General features: G+C 46.1%; 17 protein-coding genes. 10 read left to right on the forward strand and 7 right to left on the reverse strand.

All coding sequences use genetic code 11. The annotated features are described in order from the left end of the window. The first annotated feature begins 190 nt into the window (after window positions 1-190). From J7J01_05515 to J7J01_05535, 5 genes are all read left to right on the forward strand, one after another. Window positions 191-508 (forward strand): DUF4389 domain-containing protein, encoded by a 318-nt coding sequence (locus tag J7J01_05515; protein MCD6210334.1) that lies wholly within the window; start codon window positions 191-193, stop codon window positions 506-508. Between the two features lie 88 nt (window positions 509-596). After that, a complete protein-coding gene (locus tag J7J01_05520) occupies window positions 597-1298 on the forward strand; it encodes a PspA/IM30 family protein (GenBank protein MCD6210335.1) in 702 nt (233 codons plus the stop codon). Next, a complete protein-coding gene (locus tag J7J01_05525; GenBank protein ID MCD6210336.1) occupies window positions 1295-1576 on the forward strand; it encodes a hypothetical protein in 282 nt (93 codons plus the stop codon). The genes J7J01_05520 and J7J01_05525 overlap by 4 nt, the downstream gene beginning before the upstream one ends. 32 nt (window positions 1577-1608) lie before the next feature. Beyond that, complete coding sequence (locus tag J7J01_05530) at window positions 1609-2244, forward strand: cobalamin-dependent protein (GenBank protein ID MCD6210337.1); 636 nt, start codon at window positions 1609-1611, stop codon at window positions 2242-2244. 34 nt (window positions 2245-2278) lie between these two features. After that, window positions 2279-4039 carry a ribosome biogenesis/translation initiation ATPase RLI gene (locus J7J01_05535; GenBank protein ID MCD6210338.1) on the forward strand — a complete coding sequence of 587 codons (1761 nt, stop codon included), beginning with the start codon at window positions 2279-2281 and terminating at the stop codon, window positions 4037-4039. A 15-nt stretch (window positions 4040-4054) separates the two neighbouring features. On the opposite strand, the gene J7J01_05540 is transcribed toward J7J01_05535, so the two are convergent. The 3 genes from J7J01_05540 to J7J01_05550 form a co-directional block, all read right to left on the reverse strand. Then, window positions 4055-4723: a hypothetical protein gene (locus J7J01_05540; protein ID MCD6210339.1), complete on the reverse strand. Its 669-nt coding sequence runs from the start codon at window positions 4721-4723 to the stop codon at window positions 4055-4057. Between the two features lie 24 nt (window positions 4724-4747). After that, window positions 4748-5047 carry a hypothetical protein gene (locus tag J7J01_05545; protein ID MCD6210340.1) on the reverse strand — a complete coding sequence of 100 codons (300 nt, stop codon included), beginning with the start codon at window positions 5045-5047 and terminating at the stop codon, window positions 4748-4750. Between the two features lie 66 nt (window positions 5048-5113). After that, window positions 5114-6265 carry an MFS transporter gene (locus J7J01_05550; protein MCD6210341.1) on the reverse strand — a complete coding sequence of 384 codons (1152 nt, stop codon included), beginning with the start codon at window positions 6263-6265 and terminating at the stop codon, window positions 5114-5116. A 124-nt stretch (window positions 6266-6389) separates the two neighbouring features. Here J7J01_05550 and J7J01_05555 point away from each other — a divergent pair, with 124 nt between their 5' ends. Genes J7J01_05555 through J7J01_05565 form a run of 3 tightly spaced genes read left to right on the forward strand, consistent with a single transcriptional unit; the run spans window position 6390 to window position 8014 of the window. Next, on the forward strand, window positions 6390-6893 hold the full coding sequence (locus J7J01_05555) for a hypothetical protein (protein MCD6210342.1): 504 nt from the start codon (window positions 6390-6392) through the stop codon (window positions 6891-6893). 23 nt (window positions 6894-6916) lie between these two features. Then, the gene (locus tag J7J01_05560) at window positions 6917-7405 is read left to right on the forward strand and encodes a hypothetical protein (protein MCD6210343.1); all 489 of its coding nucleotides are present in this window, start codon (window positions 6917-6919) and stop codon (window positions 7403-7405) included. A 15-nt stretch (window positions 7406-7420) separates the two neighbouring features. Then, the gene (locus J7J01_05565) at window positions 7421-8014 is read left to right on the forward strand and encodes a DUF2284 domain-containing protein (GenBank protein ID MCD6210344.1); all 594 of its coding nucleotides are present in this window, start codon (window positions 7421-7423) and stop codon (window positions 8012-8014) included. Window positions 8015-8199: 185 nt separating this feature from the next. Here J7J01_05565 and J7J01_05570 read toward each other — a convergent pair whose 3' ends face one another. The 4 genes from J7J01_05570 to J7J01_05585 form a co-directional block, all read right to left on the reverse strand. Further along, window positions 8200-9966 (reverse strand): RecQ family ATP-dependent DNA helicase, encoded by a 1767-nt coding sequence (locus J7J01_05570; GenBank protein MCD6210345.1) that lies wholly within the window; start codon window positions 9964-9966, stop codon window positions 8200-8202. A 1-nt stretch (window position 9967) separates the two neighbouring features. Further along, a complete protein-coding gene (gene hemC / locus J7J01_05575; protein MCD6210346.1) occupies window positions 9968-10861 on the reverse strand; it encodes a hydroxymethylbilane synthase in 894 nt (297 codons plus the stop codon). 42 nt (window positions 10862-10903) lie between these two features. Then, window positions 10904-11938 carry a Coenzyme F420 hydrogenase/dehydrogenase, beta subunit C-terminal domain gene (locus J7J01_05580; GenBank protein MCD6210347.1) on the reverse strand — a complete coding sequence of 345 codons (1035 nt, stop codon included), beginning with the start codon at window positions 11936-11938 and terminating at the stop codon, window positions 10904-10906. Window positions 11939-12277: 339 nt separating this feature from the next. Further along, complete coding sequence (locus tag J7J01_05585) at window positions 12278-12499, reverse strand: UPF0058 family protein (GenBank protein ID MCD6210348.1); 222 nt, start codon at window positions 12497-12499, stop codon at window positions 12278-12280. A 74-nt stretch (window positions 12500-12573) separates the two neighbouring features. Between J7J01_05585 and J7J01_05590 the strand changes: the two genes are divergently transcribed. Together J7J01_05590 and J7J01_05595 are read left to right on the forward strand one after the other, a co-directional pair. Then, window positions 12574-13776, forward strand: coding sequence for a radical SAM protein (locus J7J01_05590; GenBank protein MCD6210349.1), 1203 nt, complete (start codon window positions 12574-12576; stop codon window positions 13774-13776). 1255 nt (window positions 13777-15031) lie between these two features. Then, a complete protein-coding gene (locus tag J7J01_05595; GenBank protein ID MCD6210350.1) occupies window positions 15032-15445 on the forward strand; it encodes a CoA-binding protein in 414 nt (137 codons plus the stop codon). Window positions 15446-15485: the final 40 nt, after the last annotated feature.

The following is a 15485-nucleotide window of genomic DNA, read 5'->3' on the forward strand; positions in this document are numbered from 1 at the left end:
CAATCTTATCACTTTTTTATATGGGCAAAGGCAATTCTTATGTAATTCAAGTAATTGTTGGACAGCCCCTCACGTGTTTAAAGAGGCGATATGCGCCCGGCACCCCATAGTTTCGGCACTACTGAAAAAGACGATAACCCCTTACCTTATATAGCCATAATCACATATTTTAAAAGTGGAGGTGATAATAATGGCAGAAGAAAAACCGGCATTGAAACAGTTGTTTGTTTACGAACATGATGCAAGACGAGTGGAACTTTTTATTCGATTCGTTTATGCATTATGTATAGCGGTAGTATTAAGCATATATGGGCTCATAGCAGAGATATGCATAGTTATCCAGTGGTTTGTAATATTGATACTGGGGCGGAGGAGTGAGGGGTTAAGCAACTTCATAAAAGGGTACCTGGAATATTACGTACATGTACTCAGCTATTGTTACCTTATGACCGACAAACGACCGGGAATATTACCAAAGAAGGTTGAAATATACGAGAAGGAGATTTGAGAAATATTCCTTCTCACTTTTTTTATTCTTCCACTGCATCTTTTATCTTTAGAGTGAGAGTGAAAGAGAGAATGAGAGTGAGATAGAAATGGGACTATTAGATCGCATGGGTGTGATAGTAAAAGCAAAGGTGAATAAGGTGCTGGACAAATTCGAAGACCCGCGAGAGACGCTTGATTATTCATATCAGAAGCAACTGGAAGCATTGCAGAAGGTAAAGAGAGGCGTTGCTGAAGTAGCGACCTCGAAGAAGAGACTGGAATTGCAGAAAGTGAAATTAGAGCAGAGTATGAATAAGCTGGAGAGCCAGGCGCGGGAAGCACTGGAACTGAATCGAGAGGACCTGGCAAAGCTTGCGTTACAGCGCAAGAAGCAGCTGGAGCAGGAAATAGAGGGGTTGAATCAACAGATCATCGAATTACAGGCGGAGCAGGATAAACTATCGGCTGCGGAGAAGCGATTATCAGCGAAGGTGGAGGCGTTCAGGACGAAGAAGGAGGTGATAAAGGCGCAATATTCGGCTGCAGAAGCACAGGTTAAGATTAACGAAGCAGTTGGCGGTATCTCAGAAGAGATGAGTGATGTGGGACTGGCAATCCAGCGTGCGGAATCCAAGACCGAGAATATGAAAGCACGTGCCGCGGCACTTGATGAATTGGCGGATACAGGTGCACTTAGCGACCTGACTGGAAGCAAGGACGATATAGAGCGTGAGCTATCGGAGCTGAAGCAGAGCGGCGATGTGGAACTGGAACTGGAGAAGCTCAAACAGGAGGTGGGAAAGAGATGATTGTCGTTCGTGTAATGGGAGAAGGGCAATTTGAAGTGGATGAAGCAATCCTGGAGCGCCTGAATGAACTGGATAACCAGATAGTGGAGGAGGTGGCGAGGGCTAATGAGCAGCGGTTTCATGATTTGCTACACGAAATGATTGAGCTGGTGAAGAGGGAAGCGAGTCCTTTGCATCCTTCCACGATTGTACCCTCGGACATCATAATCCCGCCCGCCGATCTGAGTCTGGAAGAGGCGAAGAAGATATTTAAAGGTGAGGGCATCATTCCTGACTGAGGACTGAGATTGAGATTGTAATTGATAATTTTATGAATGTGGTAGATGCATTGCTCGACGTGCGAAAGAAGAAGATAGAGGTATTCTGTACCGAAAGATTGGAGAATGGAACAAGTCCGTATATGCTAATAGAAGAGCTGACGAGTGGTCTCAGGGAGATAGGGCGAGGGTATAAGGAGATATATTTTGATGCCGAACTGATGGTATCGGGCTGGAATGCAAAGAAGGCGCTGGCGATGCTGAAGCCACTGTTACAGGCTGAGCAGGCTGAGCATGGAGAGGAAGCGAATAGGGAGAGAATAGGTAAGGTGGTCATAGGCACGGTGAAAGGTGATGTACACGATATAGGCAAGGAGATAGTCAGTATAATGCTCACCTCCGAGGGTTTTGAGATTATAGACCTGGGAACGGATGTGAGTAAAGAACAATTTGCAGAAGCAATCAGGGAGACAGGAGCTGATATTCTAGGTATGTCCGCATTACTGACCACAACGAGGGAATATATGCGTGAGGTAATAGAATATCTCAAACAAGAGCGTATCCAGGTGAAGATAATGGTAGGTGGCGGTGCAGTGACGGAAGAGTTTGCAAACAAGATAGGTGCTGATGCGTACGGTATGGATGCGATTGATGCGATAAAGAAGGCGAAGATGCTTGTGGGTGCGTGACCGGAAGGGTAAAGTAGGGTAGGGTAGAGTAGAGATGCGAATAGCGATACTGAAGCGAGATAGGTGCCAACCGCGGAAATGCCAGTATGAATGCATAAAATATTGCCCGATGGTTCGTACAGGGGCAGAGACGATAGTTATAGGCGAGGATGGCAAACCGGTAATATCGGAGGAGTTATGCGAAGGTTGTGGCATCTGCATAAAGAAGTGTCCATTTGAGGCTATTTCTATAATAGGCTTGCCTGATAGGCTTACTGGAGAAGAGACGCACAGATATGGCGAAAACGGATTTGTACTCTATGGACTCCCGATACCGAAGCCAGGTAAAGTAACCGGGCTGCTGGGCGAGAACGGTACAGGTAAGAGTACTGCGATAAAGATACTGTCTGGGCTGATAGTTCCCAATCTCGGTGCCAAAACTGCCACATGGGATGCGATAATAAAGCGATATGCAGGCTCAGAATTGCAGAATTACTTCATACGGCTTGCCAAAGGTGGGCTCAAAATATCCTATAAACCGCAATACGTGAATGCCATTCCCGATTATTTCAGGGGTAATGTCCGGGAGTTGCTGGAGGGCACGGATGAGAGGGGGATGGCAGCCGAGCTTGTGGATGCTCTTGAACTCAATGCGGCGCTGGAGAATGATATAAAGGAGCTCAGTGGCGGTGAACTGCAGAGGGTTGCGGTTATTGCATGCATGATAAGGGATGCGGATTTCTACTTCTTCGATGAGATCACACCCTATCTGGATATCTATCAACGTGTACGGGTGGCAAGAGTGATAAAAGAGGTTTTGAACGACCGTGCGGTGGTTGTTGTGGAACATGACCTCGCCATTCTGGACATGCTCGCAGATTATATCCATCTCATCTATGGTAAACCAGCGGAATATGGTGTTGTGACAATGCCCAAAAGCACAGGCAGGGGTATAAATGAGTATCTAAGTGGATTCCTTCATGCGGAGAACGTGCGGATAAGGGATAAGCCAATAGAATTCACGGCACATCCGCCAAGAGAGAAACAGGAAGAAGAGAGGCGCGTATCCATCGAGTATAGCGAGTTTGAGAAGAGTTATGACGGCTTCGTGCTGAAAGCGAAAGCAGCAGGTATAGAATCGGGAGAGGTTCTCGGTGTGGTTGGACGGAACGCGATAGGTAAGAGCACGTTTGTTAAAGTATTGGCAGGTGAGATAGAGCCTACGAAAGGCAGGATTGAACTTGATATAAAGATATCATATAAGCCGCAATACATAGGGCTAAAGGAAAAGGGAGACCTAAGTGTGCGCGAGTTATTCCAGAGTCTGGATATAAGTGAATCAGATGTTATAGAGGTATTAAAGCCATTGGGAGTGCCAGAGCTGGAGAATAAGCGAGTGAAAGACCTCAGTGGTGGTGAATTGCAAGTAGTAGCAGTAGCTGCCTGTCTCTGTCATCAGGCATCGCTGTATATACTGGATGAGCCCTCAGCGCATCTGGATGTGGAACAGAAGGTGCATTTGATAAAGACCATAAGACGGTATGCAGAACAGAGGGATGTTTCAATGTTGATTGTGGACCATGACATCTACCTGATAGATTTATTGAGCGATAGATTAATGGTATTTGAAGGTGAACCGGGAGTGCGGGGCGAGGTAAAAGGCTGTTTCGAAATGCGGGAGGGTATGAATATCTTCTTGAAGGAGCTGGGTGTGACCTTCAGGCGTGATGAGCTCTCACTTAGACCACGGATAAACAAGATAGGCTCGGCGAAGGACCGGGAACAGAAACAGAAGGGTAAATATTATTATATATAACCTCATTCTTATTATTTACTCTATTTTTATACCCAATTTCCTGGCTATCTCCTTATATCTCGCTCTCAATGTCACTTCTGTCACACCAGTAGCTTCAGCAACGTCCTTCTGCGTCTTACGCTCGCCACACAGGATCGCAGCGATGTAAATCGCAGATGCTGCAATGCCCGTTGGACCTCTGCCACTTGTTATATCTTGTTTCAGAGCCTCATTTATTATCTCTCGAGCGCGCTCCTCCACATGTTTCTTCAAATTCAATTTCGCACAGAATCTGCTCACATATTCCAGTGGTGAAGCGGGAGCAAGCTTCATTCCTAGCCGATTCGCCAATAACTTACATGTCTTTATTATATCCTTCCTCCCCACCCTCGTTACATTCTCTATCTCATCGAGCGTTCGTGGTACATTGTGCTTCCGGCATGCCATATACATGGATGCTGCCAGTATCTTCTCAATCGAACGTCCATGAATCAGGTCCTTCTCCCACGCATCTCGATATATCTTGATACTATCTTCCCTCACATACTCAGGTATTGCAAGAGAGGAGGATAGCCGTTCTATCTCCGCCTGCGCCACCAGCCTTTGCCTTCGCACTGAGGCGCTTAAACGCCTCCTGCGCTGTAATTCACTCAATCTCTGTAAATGTTCCTTATCAGGTGTCCCATCTCCTCCATTCTCCACCATCCTTCACACCTCACACCTCACACCTCAGACGAGCACAAAAACTTTCTTATTCTGCAAATCAGCCAGATTCACGCCTGTGAAGACTTTAACTGTAATATATGGATGGTCTACCGGTCCAAAAATATCATATACCCTGCCTATCTCCCTATTACACCCATTCATGACCACAGAGTTAAGTAGCCCACCAACGGCTCGCAATTTCTTTCCTCTCGCTCTCACAACCATAATATTATTGAGTACATGCAGCACAGTACCCAGAGGTTTACAGCCCTTTAGCTTTGACTTTGGCTTTAGCTTATCTTTATTCCGCCTCCCCTTTTTCATGCCCTATAAAGAACCACGAGTTATGTAATATATAAAGTTTACTGATTTTTGCCCCGCCTCCTTCCACTATACTTTCCAAATATTTAGAAATCCACCAGCCAGAGCAGCGATTACAATGGGATAGAAGACCGTAGAGATGCCGAAGGTATCGCTCACCACACCGAGAATTATCCTTGAAGTGGATCCAAAGCCGAATCCCGCGAACATCAGCAGTCCAAACGCCATTCCTCTCTCTGAAGGTTCTACCACCTTACTTATCGTTGTTAGTATAGCTGGAAGCACGGTTGGAAATATCATACCCGCAAGTGCAAGTGTCAGGATGCACCAAAATAGAGGCAGCAGAGGCGCCACGAAGAACATTGGTGCGATGATGAAGAACCCTGCTGCCATTACTCGTCGTTCACCTATGATGTCTGAGAAATGCCCGCCGAGAAATTTACCTATCGCACCTCCACTTGTGAATACACATGCCAGAATCACTGCGAACTGAGCTCCTACACCTTTATACTCATTTAAAAATATCGGGATGAACGTCAATGCACCACCGATTATAAAGCCAAACAAACCCTCTATCATGTATATCCGCATCAGCACTACTGCATCTTGTCTCAAAATCCGCATAGTGAAGAATTTTATCGGTTGGTGGTGAGGGCTATGGTCATCGTTTATAACCCGCAGTAATAGAAGAGTGAAGAATAGCATTGGAAATACCCAGAATAGATACGTGAACCGCCAGTTGAGATAAAGGCTTATAATACCTGCCGTTAAGGGCGCTATAGCAATCCCTATGCTACCTCCCACTTCATGCAGTCCAAATGCACGTCCGCGTCTCAACTGGATTGTGCTGGAGATATAAGAGAGTGCAGAGGGGTGATACAGGCTGAGCGAGAGCCCCATACAGATGAACACTGAACAAAGAGCTAAGAAATCACGTGCCAGGAACAGCAGCGTGGCAAAGATTGTGGTACCAAAGAAACCATAGCTCACCAATCGTAATGAATCATATCTATCAGATAAGAACCCCGATAGGATACTGCCCGCTCCTGTTGCCACAGCAAAAGCGAAGGAGAGCGTTCCAACATAGGTGTTATTAAGCTGGAACTCTTCCTTCACCAGTGGCGATAGTGCAGGTAGAGTAGTAGCCATAATATGCATCAGGGCATGCAAAACAGTCAGAGAGAGCAAAGTCCTATCTTTTATTCCTGTCATATTGCTCATTGCTTATTTCTTATCGCTTCTAAGAAAGGATTTAAAAAGAGAAGTCATTATTTATCTTTTATCTTATAATATGAGGTAGAGGAGGGTAGAAGTAGGTAGGTGGGGTTGGAAGTGGAATGATATAATGAGAGCTTTATTAAGTGTCTTCAATAAGGATAGGATAGTGGTGTTAGCGGAAAGGCTGAAAGAGCTTGGGGTAGACTTAATCGCAACGGATGGCACCGCAAATGCGATATTGAAGCATGGTGTACCTGTGAAGCGTGTCTCGGAATTCACGGGTGTGCCAGAGATGCTTGGTGGTAGGATAAAGACGCTACATCCAGCTATTCATGCTGGAATCGCAACAGGGGATATCGGTTTTGTTGTTGTCAATCTCATACCCCTCAAGGTGCTCGCAAGCATGGATATCGGTGGTGTGGCTCTGATTCGGTCAGCGATAAAGAACTTTGAAAAGACCGCGGTGATTGTCAATCCAGCGAGATACCAGCAGATTGCTGATGAATTCCTCCATAATGGACACCTCTCATACAATACGAGACTGGAGCTCGCATGTGAAGCCTCAAGGTATATAACTGATTATGATTCAAAAGTAGATATGATATTAAGAGAATTAAGGGTCAAAGGTTAAGGTTAAGGAGGTGAAGAGTGGGTATGGGTATGGATAGGGGTATGCGTGAATGGCACGAAGTGATGAAGGACCGATGTAAAGAGATCCTGATGAGTCATGGATATTCAGTGAATAGCACGGATGGTGTGCGGATGTTTCGTGAATACAACAGGGAAAAGTTTGCACTCGGTATGGTCGACCTTGTGGGGATGAAGGGCGGGAAGATAGAGATAGTGGTAGAGATAGAAGAAGACGATACACCGAAGAGTATACTTGGGGATGTCTCAGTTGTGGAGATGTCAAATTTATGTTTGATACGTACAGGGTCAGATAGCAAGATGGTGCCTTTAGAGGGCGCTATACTCTTTATCATCACGCAGTTAGTGGAAGAAGAGCGTGCTAAGAGGCAGTCGCAATCAATGGCGATGATGCTGCGAGATACATATAGCCTCTCTAACCTGAGTGATTTTATCATTACGAATGAAGCGGAATTTGAGGAAGAACTGAAAGAGGTGGAACTGTACATGGTGTGAAAGATATGAGAGATAATGATGAGGAAGGATTTGAATATCTTAATAGAGGAATTGCGCGTGATACATGATGATTTCAGGCTTATACCCGCAAATGAGATTGAGGTAGCTGACTGGGTGAGGTGGAAATGCCGCTATGGGTGTCGGGGTTATGCAAAGCATCTGAGCTGTCCGCCATATACACCAGCGCCGGAAGATACACGAAAGCTGATCAAAGGCTATGAAAAAGCCTTGATAGTACGATTTGAGGATGTGAAACCGAACATGGATGTGCCACCACGGCATCTTCACCATTTCCTGTGGGATGCAATCAAGATGGTAAGCGATACGATGTACGAAATGGAGCGACATGCTTTTCTGTCCGGCTATTATAAGGCATTTGCAATGGATGCACTACCCTGCTCTTACTGTGACCCATGCATACCCGAAGAGGAAAAAGCCCTTGACCTGGCACCGAAGCGATTCTGCCGGCATCAGGATCGGGTAAGACCTTCGATGGAGGCTTGTGGGATAGACGTATTCGCAACAGTGAGGAAGGTTGGTTATGAAGCAGAGGTATTCATATCGCCTTATCAGAAGATAACTCTCTTTGGACTGCTATTGATAGAATAAGCTCGCTCAATTAGAATTCACTCATCCTTCCTCTCTTTTAGAGGGATATTTCTTATAAACAGCCATTCCTCGTGTGATCGTTTTTATATGCCTGAAGTATGCATTCCTCATTGCCCAATTTCAGTTAGTTTAAAGAGCAATAGAGAGTTTTTCTGTCTTATCATAGCTTCTCTCATGTTCGTCAATCATGACAAAGACAGGTTCGCATCCTGAAATGATTCTAACTCCCTTAACTGCGGATTACAGATGCTACAGGCATTGCATCGTCCATCATGAGCCTCGCCAAAATAGTTCAGGATGAACTTCCTCTTGCATTCTACGCTATTCACGTATTCCACCACCTTCTCTATCTTCTTCAAGCCGCTCTCTTCCAATCGCCAGAAGGTCTCCTGGAGTTCTAACATATCTATCTTCTTTATTGCTGGATAAACCCTTACAGGGGTACAGAAATCACGCTCCACAAGTTCTATTAACCCTGCATTCCTCATATCTCGCAAAATATTGTTCAATCTCGATACAGATATACCGGTAGAACCACTGAGAATTTCCAGGTTCAGCCATATATTCGTTTTGAAATATGCATCATCCAGTATCTTACCCACTTCCGGCGTATACGCCTGTACCTGCGGTGATTCTGCCATCCTTACAGTCACAGCAGCATGCCGAAAGACCCTGAAATATGTCTTTATCGCATTCATTCGCTCCAGTTGATACAGAATTATTCGCATCAGTACTTCATTCAATTTCAGCTCCCTTGCTATCCGCTTCTCATTTACATACAGCACGTTCCCAATCCCACGCTCCAGTAGCCCCATGACCGCTCTGATCTGTTTCATTGATGGTGTACTGTACTGAATCAACTTCCGTAGCCGAATTTCATCCAATTTTGAATAAAGCAGGATGCAATATGCCTCCTTTCCATCACGTCCTGCGCGTCCCACCTCCTGATAATAGTTCTCAATAGATTTTGGGAGGTTATAATGGATGATTGCACGTATATCCTCTTTATCAATGCCCATTCCAAATGCATTTGTGGCAACAGCTATTCGCGTTTTACCACTTATGAACTCGTTTTGAATGTTCCCTCTCTCCTCCTTATCTTCTATCTGTCCATGATAATATCTCGCATTCAAGCCATTCCTGGTCAGGAATTTAGCCAGATCCTCTGCCGTGCGTGTAAAATTGACATAAATGATCGCGGAACCCTCAAGTTGTTCCAGAAACTTTATCAGAAGCTCTCGCTTCTTATTCTCACTTTCCAGCCGGATAACAGAGAAGAGGAGATTCTTGCGGTCAAAACTGTCCTTGAACACATCACACCTGATGCCCAACTGCTTCTGGATGTCCTCCTGCACCTTCTCCGTGGCTGTCGCAGTCAGTCCAAGCACAGGAGGGTTGTGCAACGCTTTTATCACACGCCCCAGGCGTAAATAATCAGGTCTGAAGTTATGACCCCAGACAGAAATGCAGTGGACTTCATCTATTGCTATCAGGCTGATATTGCACTGCCTGAATATACTCATCAATTTGTTATCCACAAACGTCTCCGGCGCGACATACAGTATCTTCAGCCGTGAACGTTTCAATAATGCGTATATTCGTTCCTTTGCTGCTTCTTGTAGCGCTGAATTGAGATACGCCACCTCATGAATACCTTTCTTCCTCAGCCCGTCCACCTGGTCTTTCATCAATGCGATTAATGGACTCACAACTATGGTCAAGCCCTCAAACATCAATGCAGGTATCTGAAAACAGAGTGACTTACCAGCACCGGTAGGTAGAATAGCCAGCGTATCCCTGTTAGCTAATACATTCTCAATTATCGCCTTCTGCTTCGACCTGAAGGAACGGTGATTGAAGATAGAAGTCAGAATCGTTTGCGGGTCTTTTGTGGTGTAGGTATTGGTATTGGTATTGGCATCGGCATCGGTATCACCATCATGTTGCACCATTTTACCACTGTTCCTGTTCCTTTAGCCCTTCATCTATACTCTCAATAGCGAACTTACGTGCAGCTTCTAAATAGCCCTCATTGGGAAGAGCAGTCTTCTTTAAGATGTAGCTCCTACTCGAGTAGCCTATGTATATAGATAATCCAACGGATGAATTGACACAGGAAGCATGCACACCCACAGGAAGCGCACAGCCACCACCAATCACTTTTAATACCTCATTCTCCACATCTGCCTCGATTCGCGTGCTGACATCCTCAATTTGGTGCAGGAGCTCACTCTCCTTACTATCCTTCCTCGCTACGACAGCGATGATGCCTTGATTGGGCGAAGGTACAAATGGGTCCCGGTCCAATCGCTCGTAATTCACCCTGGATTGCAGCCGTTCAAGTCCCGCTTCCGCGAGTAGCACACCGGTATAATCACCACTCGCGAGCTTCCTGAGCCGCGTATCAACATTGCCCCTTATATCCTTTATCCTTATCTTTATGCCTCGCTCTTCCATATAGTTCTGCATCTGGAATCTCCTCCTCACGCTCGATGTCCCTATTACCGCACCCTCGGGCATATCACTCAGATTATAATCCGAGACGAGGGCATCAAAAGGTGAATCACGTGGCAATACCGCCGCAGTCTCCAATCTCTCATCCCTTTCGAGTGGTATATCCTTCATGGAATGAACAGCAATGTCTATTTTTCCCTCTAACAGCATCACATCGAGTTCTTTTACAAATACGCCCTTGTCTGGCATTTCGTATAACGACCTGTTCAGCATAACATCGCCGGAACTCCTCACTATCTTGATCTTATACTCAATGCCCAGCTCTCTCAATAGTCCACAGACTTTTTCGGTCTGTAAGCGCGCTAATTTGCTACCCCGGGTACCTATTATCATCCTGATAATCAATTAAATCTTTTTTCAAAGAAGTTAAATAGGTTACTCCTGGGGTATATTCTTCGCTCTCGCCTTCTTATGATTGATGAGGAAATCCAATTGTGCCGGGTCTGCTTCGCCAAAATCTGCATAACCCTTCTCCCTGATGTAGTCTATGATCTTATCCGCATTCTCCTCTCGCACAACCACCGTAGAGAATCCCTTTGCACTGCCCACACTGCCTACACTCGCATCACTCTCCACCGCGGTGAAATCCGTGCAGACATTGCAGCCACTCGGGAGAATCCCTTCAAGTTCCTTCACCTTGAATTTCACTTCTCCATCGGTCATCGTGGCAATGAACTTCCCTTTTGTTATATCTGTCTTGACGAGCTTTGTGAAGTCCACGCCCTTATCCTTTAGATATCTCGTGATATCACTGTAATGGAAGTTCTCAGTGCAGAACAAGCCGACGAGAAGTTTCACCCTATCACGGAATAGGGGGAACTCGTGCTGCAATTTCCTGACCCCTGAGACGATACAGGGCGTTCCTACAATGCCAACACCGCTCTTCGTGAACATTACTGCTCTCTTCAACTCCGGAAGCACATCCGCGAATGTGTACTTCGTGCCACCGAGAGTAGGAATGCTGAGTTGCCCGGATTCTCTCACATGGAATATCTCAGTTGCCCAATTTTCATCCCTGGTAACAAACAGACCACGGTCTATCACTCCCATCTCCATTGCTGATACCATAAGCTCGCTCACCATTGCACCATCCTGTCCCGTGAATCGTTTTGAGCGCCCAGCGATGAATCTGATATATGAGCCCAGACCACTCTTAGGTTCATAAACAAATCGCGGGCATACGCGTACACAGGCGCCACAATCCATGCATCTTGTCTCATAGTCAGGGAAATCCACACGATCATCCACAACGGTTATTCCTCCTGGACAGACCGCCGCGCAGGTTAAGCACCGACTGCAGATGTTCCTATCTATAACCATCGCTTTCAGGTTCTCAAAATACAACTTATCCTTAAGCCGCTTTTCTGGAACCGTAACTTCCCATTCCACTTCTGCTGCCATGTTAATCATCACCTTCCATTTTCATTTCAGCAGGGAAAAATAGGGTCCAGCCACACTATACTCTCCTCTTCGCAACCCCTTCAATATCTGCTTTTATCATGCTATTCCTCCCCACTTTATAAAGCATTTAAGAGATAGATACAAATGTTTATAAAAGGCTTTTGTTTTTTAACTTGAAGCCATGCGTCCTGCCTTATATTCATCCTGTTCTTCACCACTCTATCTCGGGGTAATAATAACTTCAGAAAGATATTAATACAAATTATATCAGCGATTAACCCTTTTGCTATCCCTTATCCCTAACACACACTAACCACCAGAAAAGGGAAAAGGTAGACCTTATCGGAACTATTTCCACAGCGGTAGATTGTTCTTCGCTGCCAGCGACACAAGCTCAGAGCCGAGAATAAAAATCGCCTGCTTGTGCTCCTCCTTGCTCCTGTGCACCTGGAAGGGTGTGATACCCAGCTCGTTATACCTTGCAAAATCACAGTCTATGCCCTTTTCCTCACAACACTTCTTCAATTGAGCCAATAACAAATGCAAATGTATTAGCTCTTCTTTCTTCATTTTTGTATCAATACAATACAACGATCTATTAAATAAATACTTAACCTGAAAGATATCTATTTACGTAAATAGAGATGATACGCATAACACAGCTCGTTCATGGTAAAGGCACGGTCAGTGATGCCTTAAAACACCGGAAAAAGCCACCTCATCAGGTTCCAAGCAGATTACTGGCTTTCGCTGAGACGCGCAGACCTGTTGTATTCTGGAACATTACAGGCATGTGTAACCTCGCATGTGCGCATTGCTACATCAGTGCAGGGACAGCAGGGCATAATAATAGCCGTAGCCGGGAACTCTCAACAGAAGAAGCAAAAGCATTCATAGAAGACCTTGCACAGATGAAGATACCTCTGCTACTCTTTACAGGCGGTGAGCCATTGATGAGGCGAGATTTCTGGGAACTCACCAATCACGCAACGGCACATGGTTTGAAGACCGCTCTGAGCACCAACGGCACATTAATAACACATGATGTTGCCGCGAGGATTAAAGAATCCGGTATCGAGTATGTGGGTATATCGCTGGACGGCGCAACTGAAGAGACGCACGACAGAATAAGGAACCAGCCAGGATGCTTCAAGAAGGCTGTGCAGGCGCTACGCAACTGCGCGGATATTGGACTCAAAGCAGGTATCAGGGTCACCTTGACGAGGGATAACTATGAGGAGATAGATAGATTGCTGGAGCTATCGCAAGAGTTGCAGGTGCCGCGATTTTGCGTTTACTGGCTCGTTCCCAGCGGTAGAGGGAAGGAGATATACGATAGGCAGCTCTCTCCGCTTGAGGCATACCGAATCTTCAAGCTGCTTTATCAACGCGCATGTGAGCTGGACCCTGAGCAGATGGAGATTCTTACGGTAGATGCACCTCAGGATGGTATTTACCTGCTTGAAAAAATGAAGGAGGAGGGTAATTCCGAATATGAAAATGCATTGAGGCTGCTTCAATATACCGGTGACTCATGCAGTGCTGGCGACAGGGTAGCGAACGTTGACCCTTCGGGCAATGTCTATCCCTGCCAGTTCGCACAGATGGATGAGTTTAAGATCGGGAACGTGAGAGAGAGGCGATTCAGTGAACTATGGAACGATGCTGCTAATCCCGTATTAAAGGTATTCCGTGAGAAGACGAAGTTTTTACGGGGTAAGTGCGGCTCATGTGTGTACAAGGAACTATGTGGCGGTGGATGTCGCATTCGTGCCTTCGCTCGATATGGAGATATATGGGCTGAGGACCCATTATGTAACTATAACTACGATGGAATACAGAGTTGAATGTATAAAATGCGGGAGGAGATTCCCAGCGCACGAGATAATATATACATGCGATAAATGCAATGGACTGCTGGATATCAAATACGATTATTCCGGCATAGACAATGAGCGGATAGTAAAAGCGAAAGGAAGGGGTGTATGGAAGTATAAAGCGTTATTGCCATTTAAGGAGAGAACGAGTCTAAGCCCGATAACGATAAATGAAGGAGATACGCCTCTCTACCGCTGTGATAGATTGGCTCAATCAATAGGGAGGGGTATCGGGGACTTATGGGTGAAGCACGAGGGTTTGAACCCTTCCGGTTCCTTTAAGGACCGGGGGATGACTGTTGGCGTGACGAAGGCGATGGAACTGCATGTAAAGGGCGTTGCATGCGCATCTACAGGCAATACCTCCGCTTCTCTCGCCATATTCGCAGCGAAGGCGGGTATTCCATGCTATGTACTGCTCCCAAAGGGTAAAGTGGCACTGGGGAAGGTGGCACAGGCGATGATGCACGGTGCGAAGGTGCTCTCGCTGCTTGGTAATTTCGATGATGCGCTTCGAGTTGTTCGTGAACTATGTGATGAGGAGAACCTGTACCTGTTGAATTCCGTGAATCCATACCGGTTGGAGGGTCAGAAGACGATCGCATTTGAGATTGCGGAACAGTTAAATTGGGATATTCCCGATCGCGTTATCCTGCCCGTTGGGAACGCAGGTAACATAAGTGCGATCTACAAGGGCTTCTTAGAACTGGAGAAGCTGGGCATTACCAGCTCCGTGCCGATGATGACCGGTATCCAGGCTGAAGGTGCACAACCGGTAGTGAGGTCATTTAAGGAAGCAAGAACGGAGATAATACCTGAACCTGAGCCTGAGACCATTGCATCAGCGATAAGGATAGGAAATCCAGTGAACGCGGCGAAGGCGCTACTCGCTATACGGAACTCGGGTGGTCTTGCGGAATCGGTGAGTGATGCAGAGATAACGGAATCGCAACTGCTACTTGCGCGAGCAGAGGGTATAGGTGTGGAACCTGCGAGTGCTGCATCCATTGCAGGTCTGCGGAAATTGTACGACGCAGGCGAGATAGACAGTGGGGAGAAGATAGTGTGCATCACTACCGGGCATCTCCTGAAGGACCCTGAGCGTGCAATAGCGATATGTGAAGCACCGCAGGAGGTGATGGCGGATCTGGAGTCAGTGCGGCATCTTCTCCAAGCTACCATCAATAATAAGAATAGAGGAGAACACATACACATATATGCGTGAATGAGTGAATACGTGAGCGTGATGGACGACCTGATATCAGAGTTTTTAAGGAAAGAGAATGTCTTTGCGGTCGTTGGTGTATCGCGGAATCCAGCAAAATATGGGCATCAGGTATATAAAGACCTGAAGGAGGCGGGCTATACGGTATATCCGGTGAACCCAAATATTGATGAGGTGCTCGGTGATAAATGCTACCACTCGCTGCGTGAACTGCCCATGAAACCCGATGTGGTTGATACCGTAGTACCACCTGCGGTGACCGAGAAGACAGTCGAGGAATGCAAAGAGCTGGGAATAGAACGAGTATGGATGCAGCCTGGATCCGAATCCAAACGCGCAATACGCTTCTGCGAGGAGAATAACATAAAGGTGGTGCATGACGTATGCGTGATGATAAAGAGGCGAGAGAGGTGAGCGAAGCAAGTACATGTACAACATGTACAAAAGCAAAAAG

The organism is Methanophagales archaeon (assembly GCA_021159465.1).
GTDB lineage: Archaea > Halobacteriota > Syntropharchaeia > Alkanophagales > Methanospirareceae > G60ANME1.